General features: G+C 66.8%; 26 protein-coding genes. 13 read left to right on the top strand and 13 right to left on the bottom strand.

Annotation, left to right across the window (positions count from 1 at the left end):
- Entirely contained in the window at positions 1-1,692 is a 1,692-nt protein-coding gene (locus CA236_RS06500; protein WP_125944991.1) for a bifunctional diguanylate cyclase/phosphodiesterase, read from the top strand.
- On the opposite strand, the gene CA236_RS06495 is transcribed toward CA236_RS06500, so the two are convergent.
- The 4 genes from CA236_RS06495 to CA236_RS06480 all read right to left on the bottom strand — a co-directional run bounded on the left by CA236_RS06495 (position 1,665) and on the right by CA236_RS06480 (position 4,563).
- Positions 1,665-2,852 carry a CCA tRNA nucleotidyltransferase gene (locus CA236_RS06495; RefSeq protein WP_125944990.1) on the bottom strand — a complete coding sequence of 396 codons (1,188 nt, stop codon included), beginning with the start codon at positions 2,850-2,852 and terminating at the stop codon, positions 1,665-1,667. The two genes, CA236_RS06500 and CA236_RS06495, sit on opposite strands and share 28 nt — an antisense overlap.
- Positions 2,840-3,397 carry a CoA pyrophosphatase gene (locus CA236_RS06490; protein ID WP_046411759.1) on the bottom strand — a complete coding sequence of 186 codons (558 nt, stop codon included), beginning with the start codon at positions 3,395-3,397 and terminating at the stop codon, positions 2,840-2,842. Before CA236_RS06490 ends, CA236_RS06495 begins: the two co-directional genes overlap by 13 nt.
- Before the next feature lie 41 nt (positions 3,398-3,438).
- The gene (locus tag CA236_RS06485; RefSeq protein ID WP_046411757.1) at positions 3,439-3,999 is read right to left on the bottom strand and encodes a DUF1285 domain-containing protein; all 561 of its coding nucleotides are present in this window, start codon (positions 3,997-3,999) and stop codon (positions 3,439-3,441) included.
- Between the two features lie 63 nt (positions 4,000-4,062).
- Positions 4,063-4,563: an N-acetyltransferase gene (locus tag CA236_RS06480; RefSeq protein WP_125945082.1), complete on the bottom strand. Its 501-nt coding sequence runs from the start codon at positions 4,561-4,563 to the stop codon at positions 4,063-4,065.
- 103 nt (positions 4,564-4,666) lie between these two features.
- Between CA236_RS06480 and CA236_RS06475 the strand changes: the two genes are divergently transcribed.
- The gene (locus CA236_RS06475) at positions 4,667-5,038 is read left to right on the top strand and encodes a dihydroneopterin aldolase (protein WP_046410684.1); all 372 of its coding nucleotides are present in this window, start codon (positions 4,667-4,669) and stop codon (positions 5,036-5,038) included.
- A gap of 8 nt (positions 5,039-5,046) precedes the next feature.
- On the opposite strand, the gene CA236_RS06470 is transcribed toward CA236_RS06475, so the two are convergent.
- Positions 5,047-5,913 (bottom strand): hypothetical protein, encoded by an 867-nt coding sequence (locus tag CA236_RS06470; RefSeq protein ID WP_241212543.1) that lies wholly within the window; start codon positions 5,911-5,913, stop codon positions 5,047-5,049.
- Between the two features lie 237 nt (positions 5,914-6,150).
- Between CA236_RS06470 and CA236_RS06465 the strand changes: the two genes are divergently transcribed.
- The 5 genes from CA236_RS06465 (at position 6,151) to CA236_RS06445 (ending at position 9,272) form a co-directional block, all read left to right on the top strand.
- Complete coding sequence (locus CA236_RS06465; protein ID WP_046410683.1) at positions 6,151-6,816, top strand: energy transducer TonB; 666 nt, start codon at positions 6,151-6,153, stop codon at positions 6,814-6,816.
- 44 nt (positions 6,817-6,860) lie between these two features.
- Positions 6,861-7,658, top strand: coding sequence for a MotA/TolQ/ExbB proton channel family protein (locus CA236_RS06460; protein WP_046410681.1), 798 nt, complete (start codon positions 6,861-6,863; stop codon positions 7,656-7,658).
- Positions 7,659-7,745: 87 nt separating this feature from the next.
- Positions 7,746-8,231, top strand: a complete 486-nt coding sequence (locus CA236_RS06455; protein WP_082103117.1) for a biopolymer transporter ExbD — start codon at positions 7,746-7,748, stop codon at positions 8,229-8,231.
- Between the two features lie 23 nt (positions 8,232-8,254).
- Positions 8,255-8,683, top strand: a complete 429-nt coding sequence (locus CA236_RS06450) for a biopolymer transporter ExbD (protein ID WP_046410680.1) — start codon at positions 8,255-8,257, stop codon at positions 8,681-8,683.
- 244 nt (positions 8,684-8,927) lie between these two features.
- The gene (locus CA236_RS06445) at positions 8,928-9,272 is read left to right on the top strand and encodes a tetratricopeptide repeat protein (protein ID WP_046410679.1); all 345 of its coding nucleotides are present in this window, start codon (positions 8,928-8,930) and stop codon (positions 9,270-9,272) included.
- Between the two features lie 105 nt (positions 9,273-9,377).
- Here CA236_RS06445 and dcd read toward each other — a convergent pair whose 3' ends face one another.
- The 7 genes from dcd to CA236_RS06410 all read right to left on the bottom strand — a co-directional run bounded on the left by dcd (position 9,378) and on the right by CA236_RS06410 (position 15,698).
- Positions 9,378-9,932, bottom strand: coding sequence for a dCTP deaminase (dcd, locus tag CA236_RS06440; RefSeq protein ID WP_046410677.1), 555 nt, complete (start codon positions 9,930-9,932; stop codon positions 9,378-9,380).
- 85 nt (positions 9,933-10,017) lie between these two features.
- On the bottom strand, positions 10,018-11,334 hold the full coding sequence (locus tag CA236_RS06435; RefSeq protein WP_125945080.1) for an ATP-binding protein: 1,317 nt from the start codon (positions 11,332-11,334) through the stop codon (positions 10,018-10,020).
- 10 nt (positions 11,335-11,344) lie between these two features.
- Positions 11,345-12,064, bottom strand: coding sequence for a response regulator (locus CA236_RS06430; RefSeq protein ID WP_125945079.1), 720 nt, complete (start codon positions 12,062-12,064; stop codon positions 11,345-11,347).
- A gap of 95 nt (positions 12,065-12,159) precedes the next feature.
- Positions 12,160-12,756 carry a hypothetical protein gene (locus CA236_RS06425; protein WP_125944989.1) on the bottom strand — a complete coding sequence of 199 codons (597 nt, stop codon included), beginning with the start codon at positions 12,754-12,756 and terminating at the stop codon, positions 12,160-12,162.
- A 135-nt stretch (positions 12,757-12,891) separates the two neighbouring features.
- Positions 12,892-13,671: a tyrosine-protein phosphatase gene (locus CA236_RS06420; protein WP_125944988.1), complete on the bottom strand. Its 780-nt coding sequence runs from the start codon at positions 13,669-13,671 to the stop codon at positions 12,892-12,894.
- Positions 13,672-13,761: 90 nt separating this feature from the next.
- The gene (locus CA236_RS06415) at positions 13,762-14,490 is read right to left on the bottom strand and encodes a hypothetical protein (protein WP_052742597.1); all 729 of its coding nucleotides are present in this window, start codon (positions 14,488-14,490) and stop codon (positions 13,762-13,764) included.
- Positions 14,487-15,698 carry a toxic anion resistance protein gene (locus CA236_RS06410; protein ID WP_046410673.1) on the bottom strand — a complete coding sequence of 404 codons (1,212 nt, stop codon included), beginning with the start codon at positions 15,696-15,698 and terminating at the stop codon, positions 14,487-14,489. Before CA236_RS06410 ends, CA236_RS06415 begins: the two co-directional genes overlap by 4 nt.
- 202 nt (positions 15,699-15,900) lie before the next feature.
- Here CA236_RS06410 and CA236_RS06405 point away from each other — a divergent pair, with 202 nt between their 5' ends.
- From CA236_RS06405 to CA236_RS06390, 4 genes are all read left to right on the top strand, one after another.
- Positions 15,901-18,288 carry a TonB-dependent receptor gene (locus CA236_RS06405; RefSeq protein ID WP_125944987.1) on the top strand — a complete coding sequence of 796 codons (2,388 nt, stop codon included), beginning with the start codon at positions 15,901-15,903 and terminating at the stop codon, positions 18,286-18,288.
- Between the two features lie 125 nt (positions 18,289-18,413).
- On the top strand, positions 18,414-20,237 hold the full coding sequence (gene typA, locus CA236_RS06400) for a translational GTPase TypA (RefSeq protein WP_046410670.1): 1,824 nt from the start codon (positions 18,414-18,416) through the stop codon (positions 20,235-20,237).
- A 176-nt stretch (positions 20,238-20,413) separates the two neighbouring features.
- Positions 20,414-21,505 carry an oxidoreductase gene (locus tag CA236_RS06395; RefSeq protein WP_125944986.1) on the top strand — a complete coding sequence of 364 codons (1,092 nt, stop codon included), beginning with the start codon at positions 20,414-20,416 and terminating at the stop codon, positions 21,503-21,505.
- Between the two features lie 30 nt (positions 21,506-21,535).
- On the top strand, positions 21,536-22,240 hold the full coding sequence (locus tag CA236_RS06390) for a hypothetical protein (RefSeq protein ID WP_241212542.1): 705 nt from the start codon (positions 21,536-21,538) through the stop codon (positions 22,238-22,240).
- Between the two features lie 28 nt (positions 22,241-22,268).
- Here the strand turns inward: CA236_RS06390 and CA236_RS06385 are convergent, their stop codons facing one another.
- Positions 22,269-22,676 carry an EVE domain-containing protein gene (locus CA236_RS06385; RefSeq protein WP_046410665.1) on the bottom strand — a complete coding sequence of 136 codons (408 nt, stop codon included), beginning with the start codon at positions 22,674-22,676 and terminating at the stop codon, positions 22,269-22,271.
- Positions 22,677-22,816: 140 nt separating this feature from the next.
- Between CA236_RS06385 and CA236_RS06380 the strand changes: the two genes are divergently transcribed.
- A complete protein-coding gene (locus tag CA236_RS06380; RefSeq protein WP_125944985.1) occupies positions 22,817-23,185 on the top strand; it encodes a hypothetical protein in 369 nt (122 codons plus the stop codon).
- 101 nt (positions 23,186-23,286) lie between these two features.
- Positions 23,287-23,565 carry a DUF3297 family protein gene (locus CA236_RS06375; RefSeq protein ID WP_125944984.1) on the top strand — a complete coding sequence of 93 codons (279 nt, stop codon included), beginning with the start codon at positions 23,287-23,289 and terminating at the stop codon, positions 23,563-23,565.
- Positions 23,566-23,622 lie beyond the last annotated feature (57 nt).

The raw sequence follows: 23,622 nt of genomic DNA, 5'->3' as shown, positions 1-23,622 counted from the left end.
ATGCCCTTCTCCGCCGTCCTTACTACGCCTCGCGAGCCTCAACAGAGCGCGCCAGGGCGAACCGCGGCCGAGGGGGCGCTGGAGCTGCTGCCGATCGCGGCGGTGGAGGTGCGGCTGGAGGGCCGCCGGCTCACCTTCCAGCTGCCCAATGCGATGTTTCGCCGCCTGGAACTGGGCACGGCGGAATCGCGCAAGTTCGCCGAGCCGCTGACCGAATTGAGCGGGCGGATCATCGAATTCCTGTCGGGCGCCGAGGTGCGCGAGCGCCTGTCGCTGACATTGGGCAGTTGCGTCGAACAGCGCCGTTTCGATGTCACGCTGGCGCGGATCGCCGGGGAAGGGGCGCCGCACTGCCTGCTGACCTTGCTCGACCAGACGGCCGAGATGCGCACCGAGACGAGCCTGCGGCGCGAAATGACCACCGACAGCATGACGGGGTTGCCGAACCGCGAGGGCTTTGGCGATCGGCTGGAGGAACGGCTGACGGCAGGTGCGACGGATTGTGCGGTTCTGGTCATCGACCTCGATCGCTTCGGCCGGATCAACAGTTGTCTTGGCAGCATGGCCGGCGACGAATTGCTGATGACGGCGGCGCGGCGGATCAAGGGCGCATTGCGCGCGACGGACGTGCTCGGCCGGATCGGCGGCGATGAATTTGGCGTCCTGCTGACCCTGGACGAGGGGCGCGATGAAGCCGAACATGCGGTTCGTCGGATCCGCGACGTGCTCGCCACGCCGTTTAGGCTCAGCGATTTCGAGATCCGCATCACCTGCGCGATCGGCATGGCATTCGCCGACAACCCCGCGCAGGATGCCGAGGATGTGATCCGCCATGCCCAGTTTGCCGTGCGCAAGTCGAAGGAGACGGGCAAGGCCGAGGCATACGAGACCCGGGCGCTCGACCGGGCCCGCGCACAATTCGCGATGGAAACCGCGCTCCGGCGGGCGATCGATGCCGAGCAGCTGACGCTTCACTATCAACCGGTCTGTGACCTTGCGACCGGCAAGATCGTCGCGTTCGAGGCGCTGGCACGCTGGACGACCGAGGATGGCAAAATCATCTCACCGGCCGATTTCATCTCGGTCGCGGAGGAAACCGGGCTGATCGTGCCGATCGGCCGCTGGGCGATCGATGGCGCGCTGCGCACCCTGGCCGAATGGGACGCGCTGGCGGGTGGATCGTGCGACGTGCAGATGGCGGTCAATATCTCGCCGATCCAGTTGCAGCGCGATCACCTGCCGCCGGTGGTGGAGGCGGCGCTGGCGCGTCACGGCCTCGCCGGTGGACGCCTGAAGCTGGAACTGACCGAAAGCGCGCTGATTGCGGATCCCGATCGCAACGCCGCCATGCTGCGCGCGCTGAAGGATACCGGTGCCTCGATCGCGATGGACGATTTCGGTACCGGCTATTCGAACCTCGCCTATCTTCAGCGCCTGCCGATCGACATACTGAAGATCGATCGCAGCTTCGTCACCGACATGATGGCGGATCGCGACAAGATCGCGATCGTGCGCGCGATCCTGAGCCTCGCTGCGACGCTCAACATGGACACGATCGCCGAGGGGATCGAAAGCCGCGACGTCAGCCAGACGCTCGCCGCGCTCGGCTGCACCTTTGGGCAGGGCTATGCCTTTTCGCCGCCGCTGCCGGCGGACGACGCCTATCAGCTGCTGCTTCGCTGCAACAGCTGATCGAGCACTTCCTGCGCGATCGCCTCGGCGCGGTCTGCGTCGGGAAACCCTTCTGCGATCCACTGTTCCTCGATCTGGCGGAGCGCGCGCGCGACATCGGGGCCTTTGGCGATCCCGCGCCCGACCAGTGACCCGCCGGAGACTGGGAGGCGCGGGGGCGTCCACCCGGTGAGCGCGTCGACCGGCGCGCCCGCGAGCAGCAGGCGATCGATCGCGCCGGTGCAGCCGATGCGATAGGCCAGCGGGCGGGGCCCTTCGTCGCCGATGGGACCAACAGCAATCTCCAGCCGCTTCCGGTCCGCGTTGGACAGCCGCAGCCGTGTGCCCACCCCCTCAGCCGCGGCGGGCGCGATCAGCGCGGCGAGGCGCCGGATCGGATCAGGGGGGATGCCCGCCGCCGCCTCCCGCTCCGCCAGTGCGGCGAGCGCGGCGGTATCCTCGATCTCCGGCAGGACCGGGCGGAAGATGCCCCGCTCGACCATCAAGGCGACGACCGGAACGGCGCGCGGCGCGACGAGCAGCTTCAGCAGCTCCGCCGCGATCCGCTCACGCGACAAGGTCATGAGGTCGTTGGCGCGCGCGGTGCAGGCATCAAGCCCGTCCTCGTCGATCACCCGCCCGAACCGCGCGTGGAAGCGGAAGAAGCGCAGGATGCGCAAATGGTCCTCGGCGATCCGGCGATAGGGATCACCGATGAAGCGGATCCGCCCCTCGCGCAGATCCTCCAGCCCGCCGAACCAGTCGAACACAATGCCGTCGACCGGATCGGCGAACAGCGCGTTCATGGTGAAATCGCGCCGTGCGGCATCCTCCTGCCAGTCGCCGGTGAAGGCGACGGTGGCATGGCGGCCGTCGGTGGTGAGGTCGCGGCGCAGCGTCGTTACCTCGACCACGGTGCCCAACGACACGGCAGTGATCGTGCCATGGGCGAGGCCGGTCGGCACCGCCTTGATCCCGGCACGCTCGAGCCGGGTGATCACCTCCTGCGGTGCGAAGCGCGTCGCGACGTCAATGTCGGACACCGGCAGGCCGAGCAACGTGTCGCGCACCGCGCCGCCCACGAACCGCGCGTTGCCGCCTGCCGCATCCAGCGCCGTCACCAGTTCGTGCAGTCCCGCCCGATCGCGCCAGCCGCCGGCGGGCAGCGTCACAGGCTCCATTGCAGCCGACGCCCCAGGTTCACGATCATGGCCGCGGTTGCGCCCCATATGCGATGATTGTTCCACATGATCTCGTAATAGCGTCGCTCCTGCCCCTGCCAGTGCGATCGCGCCTCCACGTGATTGGCCGTGTCGAGCAGGAAGTCGAGCGGCACTTCGAACACTCGCGCCACTTCCGCCTCCGACGGATGGAGGTCAATGTCGGGCGGCACCACGCCGACGACCGGCGTGACGGTATAGCCGGTGACGGTGCGATAGCGATCGGCCTCGCCGACGATCCTGACCGCTGACGGGGCGAGGGCGATTTCCTCCTCCGCTTCGCGCAGCGCGGCCGCAACCGCATCCTCGCCGGGGTCGAGCCGGCCGCCGGGAAAGGCAACCTGCCCGGCGTGCTGCCGCAGCGTGTCGGTGCGCTGCGTCAGGATCACACCCGGACGCGCGCGATCGGTTACCGGCACCAGCACAGCTGCGGGCTTCATGCTGCCCTCCGCGATCCGGGCTAGGTCGCCATGGTCGCCAGCGAGCGTGATGGTCTGCTGCGCCATCCCTTCGGTCAGCGCCCGGCTGAGGCGCTCCGCCAGCGACGTCACGGCGCGATCGGGAAAAAGCTTCCCCCACTCCACAGGCCGGGGGGATCATGGTCGCCGGCGAGCGCGCGCTCGGCCAGTTCATAATAGACCGGCCGGGCGATCAGCGCCTCCAGCCCGCCGCGGACATGAACATAGGGGTGGGGGCCGTCGGCATGTTCCTCGAAGCGAAGCGGATGCTCCGCCGAGGCAGTCACGATTTCACCCGTGTTCAGGCGGAAGGCGAGCTGGCTGTCTTTCCCCGTCCCTTCCGCCTTCAGCTCGACGGCGACGAAGGGCGCATCTTCCACGTCGATATCGAGCTTCTCGACCGGGGTGACGAGGACGTAGCTGCCGTCGGGCTCGCGGCGGAGGATGCGGCTGAACGCGCGTACCATGGCCGGGCGGCCGATCGGCGATCCCTGATGATACCAGGTGCCGTCGCGGGCGATGCGCATGTCGCTCGGCCCGCAGTGATCGGGATGCCAGCGCTCTACCGGCGGCAGGCGATCCTCGTCGGCAAGGCGGGCGATATCGGCAATGGTGAGCGTGTCGAACGCAGGAGGCGGCGCCATGGGCATGGCCAACAGGTAGGTGAGGGCGGCGGCGGGGTAAAGATCGCCTCCCAAGCTTCCCGACAAGCTTCAGCCCGCGGGCGGGTCACCGGGGCCGATCTCTCCCGCGCCATCGGGAACCCCCTCGCCGCGCGCCAGCAGGCGGTGGCGCTCGACCGGACCCGGCAGGCGCCAGCCGCCGGTACGGTCGGCGGTAAAGCCGAAGAAGCGGCCGTAATATTCGGGATCGCCGATCAGCATCAGCGCCGCGTCGGGGACGCGCTCCAGCGCTTCGTTGACCAGCCGGCGGCCGATCCCCGACCCCTGCCGCTCGGGTACGACCGCGACGGGACCGACGAGGACCAGCGGCACGCGCCGTCCATCCTCGCCGCGGAACATGGCCGGCCACAACTGGATCGTCCCGATCAATTCGCCATCCTCGATCGCGGCCAGGCTGGGGCCGGCGAGGGCGGCGATGCCCTCGCGCAGGCGATAGGCGGTGCGCGTGTGCCGGTCCGTGCCAAACGCGCGGTCGAGCAACTGCTCGACCAACTGTCCATCAATCTGCTCCAGCCCGATCACCTCGATCACCGGCTTCTCCTGCCCGTACGTCAAGGGACGGGCGCTCTATCGATAGTCGGCCCGAACGCAAGCGGGCATGGCGTCGGCGCGTGCGTGGCGCTAAGCGCGCGGCGTGGAAGACATGCTCGAACTTGAGGTGCACGATCTGGAGGTGCCGGTGCTGACCGGCGTCTATTCAGAGGAAACGCACCTGCCCCAGCCGCTGCGGATCTCGATGACGGTGCTGCTCGACGCGCCCGCCCGATTCGCGCCCGATACGCCGCTGACCGCCTCGAAGAATTATCTCGATCTGAAACATGCCGCGACGACCGCGCTGCCGCCCGGGGTCCACTTCACCCTGATCGAAGGGGTCGCGGATCATATCGCCGAGACGCTGTTCCTGCAGGATGCGCGCGTCCGCCGGGTGAAGATCAAGATCGTCAAGCTCGCCATCGCCGAGGATGGCGAATCGATCGGGATCACCCTCGTCCGCCACCGCCGCTGACGCGCTGATCAATAGGCGTTGGTCGGCGCCCGCCGGCACGGGCCCAGTTGCTGCAGCACGAAGCGATAGTCCTGCTGCGCGATCGCCGCGTCGGCCGGCTCCAGCGCCTGGGTGCTGCGTGCGGGCAACGCGCGGGGCAGGGCGCAGGCCAGGCGATACCATAACAGGGTATCGCGCTGCGGCGGGCCGGCCGAGTCGTCGACGATCTCCGACAGCGCCACGGCCCAGCGCGGCTCTTCGCCGGGGCGGCGCAAAATGTTGAGCGACACCGGGCGGTTGTCCTGCGTGGTCAGGAACACCTGCGTCTCGCCTTCGCCCGGGAGCGACCCGGCGACGTGGAAGGCGTTGCCGACCCCGGTCACGACCGGCGGTGCGTCGGGCGACACCAGTTCGCGACTGATTCGCCGGGTGAGGGAATCGAGCTCGGGGTCAAAGGCGCGCTGGGAATCGGGGCCGGTCAGCTGAATCTGCGTGGGATCGCCGGGCACCGGGCGTGCGAACAGGAGGACGCGTGCCTTGCGATATTTCGGCGCACGGCCCCCCGGGCCGACCGGCGCATCCAGAACATACCCGACCCTCGGTGGGATCGCGCCCGGCCCGCGGATCAGCGCCCCGACATCAGCCTCGATATAAAAGCGCATAAAACCCGGCGGAACATTCGCCGCCTCCGCGCCTTTGATGCGCACGGCAGAAGCGATCGTCGCGTCGAGAACGATCGGGCTGGCGATCACCAGGTCGGCTGTCTCCGCATAGGAGAGCGCCGGCGCGGCGTAAGCTCCGGCTGCTGGCTGCTGGGCGGCGGCGGTGAAGGGGGTGACGGCAATGAGCGCGAAACCAAGCGCGGAGGCACTAATCGTTCGGGTGACCATGCGCATCGGTTAATCCATCCCCTCTCTATGATACAGAAATAAATCTGTCGCAGGGCGATTGTACGTTTGTTGCGTCCGACAAAGCGTTTGCGTGTCGTTAAGGCGCAAGTTAGGAGTCGCTCGGTGCAAGGGTACCGTTTAGCCCTTGCCGACGGACCGGCACGCCCATTTTCCGCCTAGCGGAAGCCGCGGCAGGCCGCCCGGCCCCCTCGGGCCATAGGGATTAGGGAGTGCTTTTGCTGAATGGCCTACTCTGACCAGAAGATGAGCGGGAGCAAGGTCGTCGCGATCGTCATCGTGGCGCTCATCCATGCTGCTCTCGGCTACGCCTTCGTCACCGGCCTCGCGTTCCAGTACGTGAAAAAGGTGTCGGAGAAGCTGAATACGTTTGACGTTGAGGAACCACCGCCCCCGCCGCCGGACGAACCGCCACCGCCGCCGCCTGACGTTCCGATGACGCCGCCGCCCGTTGTGGCGCCGCCGCCCATCGTGACGACTCCGGCACCGCCGGTGACGATCGCTACCGTGCCGACTCCGCCGCCGGTCTATGTACCGACGCCGGTCGCGCCGCCTGCACCCCCGCCGCCTGCGCCTCCCGCGCCGCCGGTGGTCAGCAAGGCTGCCGGTGCAAAGGGTAACCCTGCGGACTGGATCACCACGGACGATTATCCGCCCAGCTCGATTCGTGCCGAAGAAGAAGGCACGACCGTGATTAAGTGGACGATCAACGCCCAGGGTCGCGTGGAGAATTGCGTCACCACCGAGTCGAGCGGCTCGAATGCGCTAGACCAGGCGGCATGCCGCGCGCTGACCCGTCGGGCCCGGTACACGCCGGCCACGGACGCAGCGGGCAACCCGATCGCGACGACGCAGACGCGCCGCGTGGTCTGGAAGCTGCCACGGGATTGATCCAGCCTTAATAGAATCGCGCTTTTCAGAGGGAAACTAATCGAATGATCACCACCATCTTCGCTGCTGCCGCAGGTGCGGCAGACCACGGCGGCGAGAACCCGTACGGCCTTGCCGCCGCGCTTGAGCAGGGCGGTATCATCGCCCAGAGCACCTTCGGCATCCTCGTGCTGATGTCGGTCGTCTCGTTCTACATCATGTTCACCAAGCTCTTCGAGCAGCAGAAGATCATCAACCAGGCGAAGCGCGTCCGCGGCTCGTTCTGGCAGACGACCTCGCTGCGCGAGGGTTCGGCGAAGCTGGAGAAGAACTCGGCCTACAAGCAGATCGTCGACGACGGCCTGCAGGCTCAGGAGCAGCACTCGAAGCTGACCGACCCGGTCGAGGCACATGACTGGCTGCACGGCTCGCTCGCGCGTTCGGAAGCGATGATCAACTCGCGTCTGGGCACCGGCCTGGCGTTCCTGGCGACCGTGGGTGCGACCGCACCGTTCATCGGTCTGTTCGGTACGGTTATCGGCATCTACCGCGCGCTCATCAAGATCGGTGCGGCTGGCCAGGCGTCGATCGACGCGGTCGCCGGTCCGGTCGGTGAAGCGCTCATCATGACCGCGCTCGGTCTCGCCGTCGCCGTTCCGGCGGTGCTCGGCTACAACTGGCTGCAGCGTCGCAACAAGTCGATCGCGGAAGACCTGTCGGCCTTCTCGAACGACGTGCTCGGCTACCTCGCCTCGAACGGCGCGGTGCGCCCGGCGGTTGCTGGTGCGGCCAAGCCGGTCGCAACGAAGCCGGCTGCCACCACCACGGCCGGCCAGGCCGGTGGCGTGCAGACCCGCTCGTAATGGGAAAGCGGGGTTGCCAGCCGGCGACCCCGCCACCTTTCCCGACCGGATAGCCGGTGGGAACGAAGACATAGGATAGCCTGACTTATGGCGATGAGCGTTGGTGGAGACTCCGCCGCAGAAACCCCGATGTCGGACATCAACACGACGCCTCTCGTGGACGTCATGCTGGTGCTCCTCATCATCTTCCTGATCGCGGTGCCGGTCGTGATCCAATCGGTTCCGGTGAAGCTGCCGAGCGTACGCTTCGACCCGACCACCACCAAGCCCGAGAACGTTTCCCTCTCGATCACGACCAAGCCTGATGGTGCCTGTGCCGTTTACTGGGGCATGACCCCGGTGACTCACGAGGAGCTGCTGGATCGCGCCGTGGCCAAGCTGAAGGCCGAGATCGAACGGCAGGGCGGCGTGAACGCCCCCGGCCTGGAACTGCCCGAAGCGCATGTGCGCGGTGACGTGAACGTGCCGTGGAAGTGCGTGGCAGGCGCGATCTACAACATGCAGATGGCGGGCTTCGCTCGCGTCGGCTTCATTTCCGAGCCGCCGCCGGGCACCGGCACCGAGCGTCTGTAAGCAAGCCACCAGGAGTAATCGATATGGCAATGAGTGGCGGCAAGGACGATGGCGAGCCGATGATGGAGATGAACACGACGCCGTTGATCGACGTCATGCTCGTTCTCCTCATCATGTTCATCATCACCATCCCGATCCAGACCCACGCGGTGAAGGTCGATCTGCCGGTGAATGATCCGAATGCGACTCGGCCGCCGGTCGATCCGCAGAAGAACAAGATCACCATCGCGACCGATGGCACCGTCAGCTGGAACGGCTCGCCGGTCGATCCGGTCCGCCTGCGTCAGTACCTCGACGTGGCGGCAGCGATGAACCCGGAGCCCGAGCTGCACTTCCAGCCGGATCCGACGGTTCGTTACGACACGGTCGATCAGACGCTGGCAGTGATCAAGCGGTCGAACGTGACGAAGCTCGGCTTCATCGGCAACGAGCAATATTACCGCGAATTCTGATCACTCTGGTCATCAGAAGCGCAACGGGGCGGCCTCCTGGAGGTCGCCCTTTTTTTGTGCCTCGTTCGCAGGGCGCGCTTCGGCGCCTTGGTCTGGCGGCGCCCGAGCTGGACGCCGACGAGGCCCCGCGCTGCGCCTCTATCTGCCGCTTCCCCGCACTTGCGCCGTTGTCAGAAAAGTGACACCATCCTGTCATAAAAGCGTAACGAAGCATGTGGCTTCGCGCTGAACGGGAGAAGGTGTGATGCGCGTCGTGTACCTCCTTGCTCTGGCCGGCTGCTTGGCCAGCCCCGCGCTCGCGCGCGATCGCACGGGCTTCAAGGCGATCGAGGCACGGGATTATGCGGCAGCGGAGAAAGTGTTGCTCAACGAGCGGCGCATCTTTCCCAGCCGGCCCGAGCTGATGATCAACCTCGGCACCGTCTATGCCCGCACCGGCCGCCTCGCGGAGGCGGAGGGCTTGTATCGCGCGGCGCTGGATGCCGAGGCGGTGGAGATGGCGTTGCCGGACGGCGCGCTCGCCACCTCGCATGACGTCGCCCGGCGCGGCTTGCGCAGCCTGGCGCCGACGACCCTCGCGGTCAGATAAGCGCGCGAACGCGCGGCCGCCTAGGCATCCGTGGCAGCGCTGCGGACGCCGTGCTTTTGAAAAGGTGCGGGGGCGAGTGGACGCAGTCTGGCTCGCCTCCGGTTATCAAAGCCGAGGCAGGGTGACCCCGCGCTGCCCCATATATTTGCCCGCGCGATCGGCGTAGCTGACCTCACACGGCTCGTTCCCCTGCAGGAACAGGAACTGGCAGGCGCCTTCGTTGGCGTAGATCTTGGCCGGCAGCGGGGTGGTGTTGGAAAACTCCAGCGTCACATGCCCCTCCCAGCCGGGTTCCAGCGGCGTGACGTTCACGATGATCCCGCACCGGGCATAGGTCGATTTTCCCAGACAGATGACGAGCACGTCGCGCGGCACGCGGAAATATTCCACCGTCCGCGCCAGCGCGAAGCTGTTGGGCGGGATGATGCAGACGTCGGTCTTGCGATCGACGAAGCTGTTTGCGGCAAAATCCTTCGGATCGACCGTGGCCGAATCGACATTGGTGAAGATCTTGAAATCGTCAGCAACTCTAGCATCATAGCCGTAGGAGCTAAGACCATAGCTGATGCAGCCATCGCGCCGCTGCGCCTCGACGAACGGTTCGATCATGCCGTGTTCGCGTGCCTGTTCGCGAATCCAACGGTCGGACAGAATGGACATGCGGCTGCTCCCTCCGCGTGCTCTTCGCCTCCCGCGCTGGCGGTGACAAGTCCCGGCGTGTCAATCGCCGGGTTGGTGGGTGGGATCAGCGGGGGAGGGTGATCGTCGCGACCAATCCGCCGTCGGGACGATTGGCGAGCGTCACCTCGCCGCCGGCGTCCTGCACGATCGCGCGGGTCAGCGCGAGGCCGAGGCCGATCCCGCCGGTGTCGCGGTTGCGCGATCCTTCCAGCCGGGTGAAAGGATTGAAGACGGCAGCCAGTTGATCGTCCGGGATGCCGGGTCCGCGATCGGCGACCGACACTGCGACGGACCGCTCGCCCGCGGTGATCGCCACTTCCGCGGCGCCGGCATATTTCACGGCATTTTCGATGAGGTTGCGGACGGCGCGGCGGAACAGCGTCGGGCGCAGCCGCATGCGCAACCGCTCGACGTCTTCAAAGGCCACGTCGGCGCCCAGATCACGGAAATCCTCCACCACGGCATCGACCAGCGCGGCGAGGTCAACCTCGGTCACCGCCTCGCTCGGCCGCCCGAGCCGCGCCAGCGACAGAATGTCGTCGAGGGTGCGGCTCATTTCCTCGATCGTCGCCGCCATGCGCGCGCGATCCTGCTCGTCCTCGACCGATTCGATCCGCACACGCAGCGCCGCCAATGGCGTACGCAGATCATGGCCGATTGCACCGAGCATTCGGTCCTTTTCGTCCAGCATGTCGGTGACGCGCCGGGTCAGGCCGTTGAAGGCGACGATGAGATCGCGCACGTCGCTCGGCCCCTCGACCGGGACGGCGGAGATTTCCCCGCGCGGGGTGAAAGCGCCGGCTGCCACCGCAAGCGCGCGCATCGGCCGGGAAATGCGGCGCGCGATCCACAGCACGGGCAGCAGGATCAGGATGTAGATGATCAGCGTCTGGCCCAGCAGCGCCCAGAAGATGCGGTTGTTGTGGCGCGGCCAGGGCGCGTTGGTGGTCACCCAGCTGCCGTCGGCTTGCTGGACGGCGAACATCAACGTGTCGGTGGGCCGCCCGCCATGGCGCGCCGCCGCACGCGGGCTTCGATGGTCGCCCGGCCGGATGCCGGTATCGATCCGTCCGGGCGTGACGCCGAGCTCGACGAGCTGCTGGCGGAGTTCTTCGCCAACCTTGGGAAGACGCTCAAACCCCGCGGGAATAGGATTGCTGGCGCGTTGCCGCACCCGGCCACGGTCGGTCACCAGCGGCCGGTCGACCGCATGGTCGAGCGCGTCCGCCAGCCGCACCGCCGCCGGCCTGGTCGCTTGGGCGATCTTGAACGCCGCGCGCTCGCGCAGGATCAGCGCGAGGTTGATCGCCTGCGCCGCGAACAGCGCGATCGCCAGCAGCAGCGCAAGCTGCCCCGACAGGTTGCGAGGAAAGCGCAGGATCACTGGCGGGTCACAGCCGCGTCACTTCCGCGGCGAGCGTATAACCGCCGCCCCACACCGTCTTGATGAGCTGCGGATTGCGCGGATCAGCCTCGATTTTCTTGCGCAGGCGGCTGACCTGATTGTCGATCGCGCGATCGAACGCCGCCGCCTCGCGACCCTGCGTCAGGTCGAGCAGCTGGTCACGGGTCAGCACCTGGCGTGGCCGGGTGACGAGCGCGTGAAGCAGGTTGTATTCGCCGGTCGACAGCGGCACGGCCACGCCCTCGCGGTCGACAAGCGTTCGCTCGCCGGTCTTCAGGATCCAGTCGGCAAAGGCGTAAGCGCCTGCCTCCGGCGCATGCTGGCGCGCGCCGCCTGCCTGCACACGCCGCAGGACCACCTTGATCCGGGCAGCAAGCTCACGCGGGGAGAAGGGCTTCACCATATAATCGTCGGCGCCCATCTCCAGCCCGACGATCCGGTCGGTTTCCTCGCTCTTGGCGGTGAGCAGGATCACGGGGATGTCGCTGGTCGCGCGGATATGGCGGCACAGGCTCAGCCCGTCCTCGCCCGGCATCATGATGTCGAGGATGACGAGATCGATCGCATAGGCGCCCAGCCGCATCCGCGCAGCCTCGGCATCGCCGACCTGCGTGACGCGAAACCCCTGTTTGACCAGATATTGCGCCAGCGGCTCGCGGATTGACCGCTCGTCGTCGACGAGCAGCAGGTGGGGCGTATCGACCATGATGTCGGCATCTAGCATGTCATGCTCCGCCGGAAAGGGCCGGGCGACATGATCGTCGCCCGGCTCCGGTCATCGGTTGCGCGCACGGCGCGGGCTCAGCGCGCCGGGCGAGCCTCGCCGTTCGGGGCACCGCGCATCTTGATCGCGCCGCGGGCGGCCTGCCGCTCGGCCGCGTCGATGCGGCCATCGCGGTTGGTGTCGACGCGGTCGAACATGGCGCCGGCCGCTGCAACGGCTTCGGCCTTGGTCAGCACGCCGTCGCGGTTGGCATCGGCACCCATCATCATGCCCATGCCGCCGCCGCCATGACGACCGCCGCGCTTGCCCTTCCACTTGTCGCGCATCGCCTGGCGCTCGGCCGCATCGATGCGGCCATCCTTGTTCGCGTCCATGCGATCAAAGCGCTGGCCGGCACGTTCACGGAACTGCTCGCGGGTTACCTCCGCCTCAGCGCCGCCACGGCGACCGCGGTGCTCGCCAGCGGTCAGCTTGCCGTTCTTGTCCGCATCGAGCCGGTCGAAGCGGGCATCAGCAGCGGCCAGCGCCTCGGCACGGGTCACCACACCGTCGCGGTTGGTGTCGGCAGCGCCGGGACCACGCTGCGCGGCAGCGGCGGGGGCGGCAGTCTGGGCGATGGCCGCACCGGAGATTGCGGTACCAGCGAGGGCGGCTGCAAAGATAAAGCGTTTCATTGACTTACGGGTCCTTCCTGAAAGAGAAGCTCTTGCTTCCCGTCATGGGACCCATATGCGCACCGATTGTCGCGCGTGTTTGTCAGCGCGCCGCAAAAGTGTCGCAAATTGTCACGGTGCTGCCGCTGCTCCGGCTCACTCGATCAGTCGTTGGCGCAGCGCCTCGCGGCGTGCTGCATCCACGCCCAGCACCGCCTCGGCATATTGCTCGACCGATCCGTGACGCTCCTCGATCGAGCGCGTCGCGGCGTGCAGGTAATCCGCATCGACACCCATCAACGTCACGATCGCGCCGTCGGTGATCTGGTCGCCATAGCGTTCACGGATCGAATCGCCCGCGGCTGCGATCCGGCGCGCCTGATTGCCCGCGACGTTGGTGAGGAGGTAATCCGCCATCACGTCATCCTCGTGGACGCCGAGCAGGCGGTGGAGCAGCGCCGCCGCAAGCCCGGTGCGGTCCTTGCCCGCCAGGCAGTGCAGAAGGCTGGGTCCCTCGCGGGTGGCCAGCGCGTCGAAATACAGGCTCAGCGAGCGGACCAGCACTTCGCGATAGGGCATGTTGACGTAGAGCCGCGTCATCGCCTCCTTCGCCTCCGCCGCCGTCGCGATGCCGCGCCCGGCCTCTTCGTGCGGCGCCAGTTCGGAGCCGACGGTCTCGCCCGCCGCGAACAGCACGACGGCATCGAACGGCTCGGGCCGCAGGCAGGGCATCGACTGCCGCTCGCTGTCGCCACGCAGGTCGATCACCGTCGACAGGCCGATCTGCGCCACGCCGGCGAGGTCGTCGGGGGTGGCGGCGCCATGCTGGCCGGACCGCCAGAGGATCCCGCTCCTCAGCCGGCCATCGCGCGCCGCATAGCCGCCATAGTCACGGAAATTGTGGATGCCTTCGAAGGTACGGACGCGTTCGTTCATGCCCGCCGCGCTACCCCATTTCGATGACAATGTCGCGTCGTTTAATGAAGATGGCTTAGCTGAACGAGCGGCAGTGTTCCCCGCCGATCGTCACGCGGGGTCGCCATCCTTGTACTTCATCTCGAGGAAGCGGCCGCGCGTTTCGAGCGAATCGAGATCACCGCGGGCAAGCTCCTCGCTCATCTGGCCGATCTCGCGCTCGATAAGTTCCAGCCCCTCGATCAGCTGGCGGTCGGGCGTCTTGCCGTTGCGCTCGGTAGCGCGCAGTTCGGGCGGCACGCGTTGATAGTCGCGGACGAAATCGGGCAGCTGTTCGCCGACCAGCCGGCGGATGTCGGCACCGGCGGGCGTTTCGTCGCCGACCGTCTGCAACTGCTTGCCCAGCGTGTCGAGCCGGAGGCCGATTCGGTCGGCGATCTGGACGGCAGGCGCGGGCAGGGCCGGTCGCTGCGCATCGAGCCAGCGCGTCGTCTGCATCGGCAGCGCCTTCAGGTCGCTGCGCGCCAGCTTTTCATGAGTCACCGGGCGGGGGCCGGGTGCAAAGGCGATCGCGAGCGTCACTGCCGCCATCATCATCAGCACCGCCAACGCGCCGAACAGCCCGATCGGCATTATCGCGATGCCGATGATCGCCGCGGCAAACAGGATCGCGGCATTGGCCACGCCGATCGCCGCGACGCGCTTCGCCACGCTGCGCCGTTGCCGCGGCCGCCGGCTGACCGCGCGCGTGCCCGGCAGCGTGTCGAACGATTGCAGCCGCACGCGATCGAGCGTGTTGCGCGCGCTCGACAGCGCCTGATCGGTCTCGTGCGAGGTCACAGCGACTCCAGCTTGAAGGTCTCGGGCGAATTGCCCAGCCGGTTCTGCGCTGCGCCTTCCGCCCGGGCGATATAGCCGCGCGATTTCTCGACCTCGCCCGACAGCGTGTCGACGGTGGTCTTCATCGAATCCAGCGCCTTCAGCTTGAACGTGTCGATCGCGTCCATCGTCTCGTAGATGTTCTGGAACGCGCGCTGCAGCGTCTCAAGCGGGATGGCGGAGCTCGCCGCCTGCTCATGGATGCGCGCGGTGTTGGACCGCAGCAGCTTGCCGGTCGAATCGATGATGTTGGCGGTCGTGGTGTTGAGCTGCGTGATCTGTTCCAGCACCAGTTTCTGGTTGGTCATCGCCTGCGCCACCGTCACCGCGGTGCGCAGCGCCGCGACCGTGGTGGTCGATGCGCGATCGACGCCCTTGATCAGCTCCACATTGTTCTTCTTGACCAGGTCTAGCGCCAGATAGCCCTGCACCGTGACCGCCATCTGGGTCAGCAGGTCCTGTGTCCGCTGCCGGGCGTAGAACAGGGCGGTCTCGCGGATCGCCTTCGCCTTGGCCGGATCGGTCGCGTCCAGCTCGTTCGCCTTGTCCTCCAGCTTCTGGTCCAGCATCTTCGACAGCTGGATCATCTGTTCCAGCTTCCCCATCGCGCTCCACAGATTGGCGCGTTCGGTGTCGATCGACGCATTGTCCATCAACAGCTCGTCCTTGCCCGACGCCAGGCTCTTCAGGATCGAGGCGATGTGCGTCTGGCTGGATTTGTAGCTGTCGAAATAATTGCGCATCTTGTTGCCGAACGGGATGATCCCGAAAAGCTTCTGCGGCGCGGTCAGATTGCCCTTCTTGCCGGGGTCGAGATCCTCGACCACGCGGCGCAGCTGGGCGAGATCCTTGCCGACGCCGGTTTCCTGATCCATCGCCCGAACGGGTCGATCGAGGAAGCGGTTGGACTGGCCCGCCGCATCGCGGATTTCCTTGGCGCCCATGTTGGTGATCGCATCGACCACCTTGCCGAATTCCGGGCTGTTGGCGTCGCGCTCCATCAGCTGCTGAACGGCGTAATCGGCGCGTTCCTCCAGCTTCGATTTCACGCCTTCCTCGACCGGTACAAGTCCCGCGGCCTTCTCCGCCGTCACGGTGGGCACCGGGTCGGGCGGCGTCAGCTTCAGCGCCGTGTCCGTCGCGGTGATCGTTTCAGGGGTGGTCGCCATCTACATCCTCCAGCGTCAGCCTCCACGATGGCGGCTGACGGTGCTTCGTTCAAGTGTACCAGTGATATAATACGCTGGTCGGACACGCGCAAACGTGCCTGATTTCACGCGCTGTCTTTCGATTGGCACGGAAAAGTAACGAAGCTGCCACGACAGGGGCCTAGCGGCCGCTCACCACAGCCAGAACATTCGGGGGAATATCATGAACCGCGCCTTCTCGGGCGGCGTCGTCGCAACGCTGCTCGCCTGTTCTTCGACGGCCGCACTCGCCCAGGCTCAGGTGCCGGGAGATGATGGCGATATCGTCGTCACCGCGCAGAAGGTGGAGCAAAGGATCGAGGACGTGCCGCTCGCGGTCACCGCCGTCACGCAGGAACGGATGCGCGAGATCGGCGTCAATTCGCTTGCCGAGGTGGCGTTGTTCGTCCCGGGCCTGCGCGTGCAGGAGCAGAGCGCGAACAACCCCGGCTTCGTGATCCGCGGCATCACCTCGGACTCCGGCTCCTCGCAGCAGGGCGCGCGCGTCACGCTCTACTATAACGGCGTCGACATCAGCCGGTCTCGCGGGGCGTATCAGGACCTCTTCGATCTCGAGCGGCTCGAGGTGGTCAAGGGCCCGCAGGCGACGCTGTTCGGCACCGCCGCCGCAATCGGCGCGGTCAGCATCGTCTCGGCGAAGCCGCAGCCGGGCTTTTCGGGTGAATTGCTCGCGAGCTATGGCAATTACGATCGCGCGCAGGTGTCGGGCTTCCTCAACGCCGGGAACGATACGCTCGCGGCGCGCCTCGCCTTCGCGTACAAATATCGCGACGGCTATGTCCGCAACATCGCCGGCGATCCGGATGTGCCGAACCAGAACCAGGGCCGTGTCGATCAGGATGATCTGAACGGCCAGGATCAGCGCGGCATCCGCGGCTCGCTGCGCTGGACGCCGTCGGACGCCGTCACCGCCGATCTCGTCCTCACCTATGACGGGCAGCGCAATCCCGGCACCGCCTTCAAGAGCCGTGTGTTCGCGCCCACCGGCGGGCAGACCGGCGACTTCGGCTATGCAGAGCTTTCCGGATCGCCGTTCAGCCAGGAGGTGCTCGGCAAGCGCAAGCTCGGGCTCGACCGCGACGTCTATGACGCGAACCTGACGATCAACGTCGATGTCGCGCCCGGCGTCACCTTCACCACCGTCAACGGCTATCGTCGCTTCAACGCGCTGGAGACGTTCGACGCCGATGGCGGTCCGGCCTGGTACCTCGAATTCGCCGAGGATGCGAAGGGCGACCAGTGGAGCCACGAAGGCCGCTTCAACTTCACCGGGGAGCGCTATCGCGCCTCGTTCGGCTGGAACGCCTTTTTCGAAAACGGCTATCAGCGCGTACCCTTTTCGACCGAGGAGGGCACGTACATCGCCTGTTCCATCGCCGCGCCTTATGCGCAGGTGCGCGCCGCGCTGAACGCCGCTGGCCTGCCGATCGGCACCAACTGCATCGCGCCCAACGGCACCATCCTGGCCGCGCAGGCCACGCAGATCCTGTCCCGCGGTGCCGCGACGGTCGTGCCCTACAGTTCCGAATTCACCAATTATGGCAACAACGACACTTATTCGGTGTTTGCCGACGCCACCTGGATCCCGACCGACGCGCTTGAGGTGACCGCCGGCGCGCGCGTGCTGATCGAGGATCGCCAGTCGGGCTACAGCGCGATCCAGCCCAATTCGGTGCTGCTCGCCCCGCTCGGCGTGCGCACCAGCCTGCTCGGCACGGTCGGCACCGGCGGTGCGAAGTTCGTGGCGGAGCGCAGCTTCGCCGCGGTGCTCCCGCGCGTGAACGCGCTCTACCGTGTGACCAACGACCTCAACGTCTTCGCCACCGTCAGCAAGGGACGTCGCTCGCCCGTGGTGCAGCTCGGCTCCGCCGCCGGCCCGGCCGGTGCGATCCCCGCGCTGCAGATCGTGCCGGAGGAAACCGTCTGGAACTACGAAGCCGGCATCAAGGCGGGCAGCCGCACGTTGTCTGGTACGCTGTCGGTCTTCTACCAGACCTATGACGACTTCCAGGTCAGCGTCACCGATCCCGACGGCCGCGTGACCACGCAAAGCGCCGGCACCGCCAACAACCTTGGCGTCGAGCTGGAGGGCACCTGGCGCCCGACCCGCTTCCTCAGCGTCTTCGGCAGCTTCGGCTATATCGACGGCGGGATCAGCGACAAGCCGCTGCCCGGCGGTGGCACCAACGCCTTCGCCGGCAACCGCTTCCGCCTCCAGCCGGAGGTGATCGCGGCGGGCGGCGCATCGCTTCGCCTGCCGCTGGCGGACGGCGTCACCTTCTACGCCACGCCCTCGGCGAGCTATCAGAGCAAGGTGTTCTTCGAACTGCCCAACCGGGAGGAGATCAGCCAGGACGGCTATACGCTGGTCAACGTGCGTGCCGGGGTGGAGTTTGCTGACGGCCGCTACCGGATCGGCGGTTTTGCCCGCAACCTCACCAACGAACGCTATCTGATCGACGCGGGCAACACCGGTGGCACGTTCGGCACGCCGACCTATATCGCCGGCGAACCGCGCTTCTACGGCATAGAGCTGTACGGCCGTTTCTGATGAGATGATCGGCCGGGCAGGGAACTACATCTCTGCCCGGCTGTTCTGCCGGCTCTAGCCGCAGCGCAGCAAATAGGCTAACGGCGCCTCAACGCCGCGAGGGCCGCGGCCATTCAGGAATTCCGATGCAGTTGCGCAACATCGCCATCATCGCGCACGTCGATCATGGCAAAACTACTCTTGTCGACCAGCTCTTTCGCCAGTCGGGCACCTTTCGAGACAATCAGCGCATCGAAGAGCGCGCCATGGACTCCAATGATCTCGAGAAAGAGCGCGGGATCACCATTCTGGCCAAGCCGACCTCGATTGAGTGGGAAGGCACCCGTATCAACATCGTCGATACCCCGGGCCACGCCGACTTCGGCGGCGAGGTGGAGCGTATTCTCTCGATGGTCGACGGCGTGATCCTGCTGGTCGATTCGTCGGAAGGCGCGATGCCGCAGACGAAGTTCGTGACGGGCAAGGCGCTGGCGCTGGGCCTGCGTCCGATCGTCGTCGTCAACAAGGTCGACCGTCCCGACCAGCGGATCCAGGAAGTGCTGGACGAGGTGTTCGACCTCTTCGTCAGCCTCGACGCCACCGACGAGCAGCTCGATTTCCCGGTTCTCTACGCCTCGGGCCGCAACGGCTACGCCAGCGAGGACCCGGATCGCCGCGAGGGCACGCTGACCCCGCTGTTCCAGAAGATCGTCGATCACGTCCCGCCGCCGGCGCTCGACGTCGACGCGCCGTTCACCTTCCTCGTGACGCTGCTCGATCGTGACAACTTCCTTGGCCGCGTGCTCACCGGCCGCGTCAATTCGGGCACGGTGAAGATCAACCAGCCGATCCACGCGCTCGACATGGACGGCAAGGTGATCGAGACGGGCCGCGCGTCCAAGATCATGACCTTCCAGGGCCTTGAGCGCGTGCCGACCGACGAGGCGCGCGCCGGCGACATCATCAGCCTCGCCGGCCTTGCCGTTGCGACCGTGTCGAACACCATCGCCGACATCACCGTGACCGAGGCGATCCAGGCGCAGCCGATCGATCCGCCGACGCTGTCGATGCGGTTCGCCGTGAACGATTCGCCGATGGCGGGCCGTGAGGGCAGCAAGGTGACGAGCCGCATGATCCGCGACCGCCTGTTCCGCGAGGCGGAATCGAACGTCGCGATCAAGGTGACCGAATCGGCCGACCGCGACAGCTTCGAAGTCGCCGGCCGTGGCGAACTTCAGCTCGGCGTTCTGATCGAGACGATGCGCCGCGAGGGCTTCGAGCTCGGCATCAGCCGCCCGCGCGTGCTGTTCCGCGAGGACGAGAACGGCAAGAAGCTCGAGCCGTATGAAACCGTCATCATCGACGTGGACGAGGAGCATTCGGGCACCGTCGTCGAGAAGATGAACCTGCGTAAGGCCGAGATGACCGACATGCGTCCGTCGGGCGGTGGCAAGACGCGCATCACCTTCTCCGCGCCGTCGCGCGGCATGATCGGCTATCATGGTGAGTTCCTGTCCGACACGCGCGGCACGGGCATCATGAACCGGCTGTTCGAGAAATATGGCCCGCACAAGGGCCCGATCGAGGGCCGCAAGAACGGCGTGCTGATCTCCAACGGCGCCGGCGAGGCACAGTCCTACGCGCTCGGCCCGCTCGAGGCGCGCGGCATCCTGTTCGTCGGCCATGGCGAGGCGCTCTACGAGGGCATGATCATCGGCGAGAACGCCAAGACGGAAGACCTTGAGGTCAACCCGATGAAGGCGAAGCAGCTGACCAACTTCCGCGCATCGGGCGGCAAGGACGATGCGATCCGCCTGACCCCGCCGAAGAAGATGACGCTGGAACAGGCGATTGCGTACATCGATGACGACGAGATGGTCGAAGTGACGCCCAAGACGATCCGCCTGCGCAAGCGCTACCTCGATTCGAACGAGCGCAAGCGCCACAAGCGGTCGGCCGAAGCCGCCTGATCCTTGTTGCCGGACGGGTCGTGATCGGCCCGGACAATTCGACGCCGCTTCGCCGCGGGACGCCAGCGCTGCTGGCACCCCGGCTGAGGCGGCGTTCGTGTGTCTGGCTTTCTCCTGCGCCCATCCCAGCAGGTCGCGACTTGCACTCCCGCGCGTGACAGCGGAGAGAAAAGGTCATGGATGATTGCCGCGTTGCGCTGATCGGCTTCGGCTATGCCGGCCGGGTGTTTCACGCGCCGCTGATTGGCGCCACCCAGGGGCTGCGGATCGCTGCGGTCGCTTCCTCGCGTCCCGATACGGTGCGCGCCGCGCTCGGCGATGTCGCGGTCGAGGCGACGCCCGAGGCGGCGATCGCGCGCGACGACATCGATCTGGTGGTGATCGCCACGCCCAATGATCGTCACGCCCCGCTCGCGATGGCGGCGCTGGACGCCGGCAAGCATGTCGTGGTCGACAAGCCCTTCGCGCTGACGCTCGCCGATGCCGCCGCGGTGGTCGACGCCGCTCGCCGGGCAAAGCGGCTCGTCAGCGTCTTTCACAACCGCCGCTGGGACAGTGACTTCCTCACCGTCGCGGCAGCGATCGCGCGCGGCGACCTGGGGCAGGTTGTCCATTTCGAAAGCCATTTCGACCGTTTCCGCCCGCAGGTGCGCGATCGCTGGCGCGAGCGGCGCGTGCCGGGCGGGGGCATCTGGTATGATCTGGGGCCGCATCTGATCGATCAGGCGGTGCATCTGTTCGGCATGCCCGAGCGGATCGAGGCCGATCTGGCGGTGCTTCGCCCGGGCGGGCAGGCTGATGACTGGGCGCACGCCGTGCTCGCCTATCCCGACAAGCGGGTAATCGTGCACGCTTCCATGCTGTCGGCCGGCGGCAGCCCGCGCTTCGTGGTGCATGGAACGGGCGGTACTTTGGTCAAGGCGATGCCCGATCAGCAGGAGGCGCAATTGCTGGCCGGCATGATCCCGGGCGTGCCGGGCTGGGGGGAAGATCCCGATCCCGCGATCCTCCACGACGGCGCCGGCAGCCGGGCGGTTGCCACGGTCAGCGGCGATCAGCGCCGTTTCTACCGGGGCGTCGTGGCCGCGATCCGCGGGGAGGGGCCCAATCCCGTTCCGCCAGAAGAGGCACTTGCCACCATGTCCTTGATCGAGGCTGGCCTGCGCGCCTCGGCGGAGCGACGCGCGGTCACGCCCGCGCTCCCGGCAAACGTTACAATGTCGTCGGAAACGCCCTGGCGACTGGAAGGCAGGCCGCCGCGCCCATAGGCGTCACCGTTCGTGAAAACGGGAGACTTCATGCGCCTGTCCTGTGCCCTGGTGCCGCTCGCCTTCCTGGCCGGCGCCGCTCATGCCAGCACCTATCCCTCGATCCCCGAGCCGATGATCTTCGACATGGTCCGCCCGCTCGGCGCGGAGCGCGGCGAGCTGGAGGTCAATGTCCTTGCCCAGACCGGCTCGCCCTTCGGCGCGAACGAGACCGAATGGGCGCCAGAGATCGAATATGCCTTTGCCCGGGGGCATGCGATCGAGTTCGAGCTGCCGTTCGACGGCCGCCGGCTGGCAGCCTACAAGCTTGGCCTGCAATCCTCGCTCGGCGTGTCGGCGGACGGGCGCAGCGCGCATGGCGTGCAGTATCTCGGCATCTATCACCGCGACAGCGGCCGCTACACCAACACCTTGCTGTACCTCGCCGGCCACCGCTTCAACGCGCGCTGGAGCACGATGAACATGATCGGGCTCGACGATATCAGCCTGGGTCGGCGGACGGGACGCAATGGCCTGCTGCTCAACCATGCGCTGTTCTACGATGCGCGACCCGGCACGATCCTGGGCGCCGAGCTGAACGTCGCCGGCGGCGCCGAACGCAGCGTCAAGCTCAGCCCGCAGATCCACCGGCGCGTCTCCCACGCCGCCAACGTCCAGCTGTCGCTTGGCGTGGAGAAGCTGCGCGCCCACCGCGCGCGGCCCACCGCGGGCCTGCGCGTCGTGCGCGAGTTCTGACGCTGTTCCCCGCCGCCGGCTGCACGCGTCAGCCGACTGCGCCGCCCAATTCCATCAACACGTCCCACTCCTCGTCGCGAACCGGCGTCACCGACAACCGGCTCTGCCGCAGCACCTCCAGCCTGGCGAGCCGCGGGTCGCTCTTCATCGTCGCCAGCGGTACCGGGTTGGCCAGCCGTTCTACCGGGCGGACCCGCACCTTGGCCCATTGTTCCTTGTCGCCATCGGGTTGCCATGCGCGGATGATCTCCATCACGCCGACCGCGGCCTTTTCCTTGTTGCTATGGTAGAAGATCGCCTGGTCGCCGGGCTCCATCTCCTTGAGGAAATTGCGTGCCGTATAGTTGCGCACGCCGTCCCACTCGGTCTCGCCCTCGCGGACCAGATCATCCCAACCGTAAACGTCCGGCTCCGACCGGAGCAGCCAATAGGCCATGTCTTTTCCCTAAACCCCTTGTGAACGCGACATTCCGAGCCGGTTCAGCCCGAATCGCGCAAGTAGCATGAACGCGCTCGCCGCATCATGCGTTTGCACCGGGAGAGCGGACCGAGCGTAGCTGTATGAGGAGGTTCGAGATGAACGGTTTTCTGATGAAGGCGGGGCTGGGGACGGCGATGGCCGCCACCGCCCTTGCCGCCGCCGCGCCGGCGGAGGCGCAGCGCTGGCGCCCGCGTGGCTATGATCGCGGCGGCGATGTTGCTGCCGGCGCGCTGATCGGCGGCGTCATCGGGCTTGGCCTTGGCGCGGCGATCGCGTCGTCCAACGATCGTGGTCGCTGGGGCGGCTATGGTTATGACGGCTATTACGATCGTTACGACCGCCGTGGCTGGGCGCCGCGCCGGTATTACAACAACTACCGCTACAATTATCGCCCGCGCTGTTTCCAGCAGTGGCGCTACGATCCTTATTACGGCGGCCGGGTGCCGGTGCGCATCTGCCGCTAGGCCGGGGTCCCACCAGCACGCAGGGACCGGCGCGGGGAGCAACGCTTCCCGCGCCGCTTTTTTTGTTGGGCACCGCGATCGGATCGGCTACGCGCGCGGCCATGACCGATACGCCCCCCGACCATCTTTCGATCGATCCTTCGAGCCCGTATTTCGACCAGCCGACGCTGGAACGCGGCATCGGCATCCGGTTCAAGGGTGTCGAGCGCAACGATGTCGAGGAATATTCGATCTCGGAGGGGTGGATCCGCGTCGCGCTGGGCAAGAAGGTCGATCGCCACGGCCGCCCGCTGACGATCAAGCTGAGCGGCCCGGTCGAGGCCTATTTCCAGACCGGCGGCGACACTGTCGCTGACGAAGGCGACGACGCCCAGGCCTAAATCCGGCTGGTGACAAACGCGGGAGGGATCGCCTTCCCGCGTCAATCATCACGTACC

It is taken from the genome of Sphingomonas sp. ABOLG, assembly GCF_003950435.1.
Taxonomy (GTDB): domain Bacteria; phylum Pseudomonadota; class Alphaproteobacteria; order Sphingomonadales; family Sphingomonadaceae; genus Sphingomonas; species Sphingomonas panaciterrae.
Note: the sequence above shows the minus strand (reverse complement) of the source record. Positions and strands in the feature narration are given on the sequence as shown.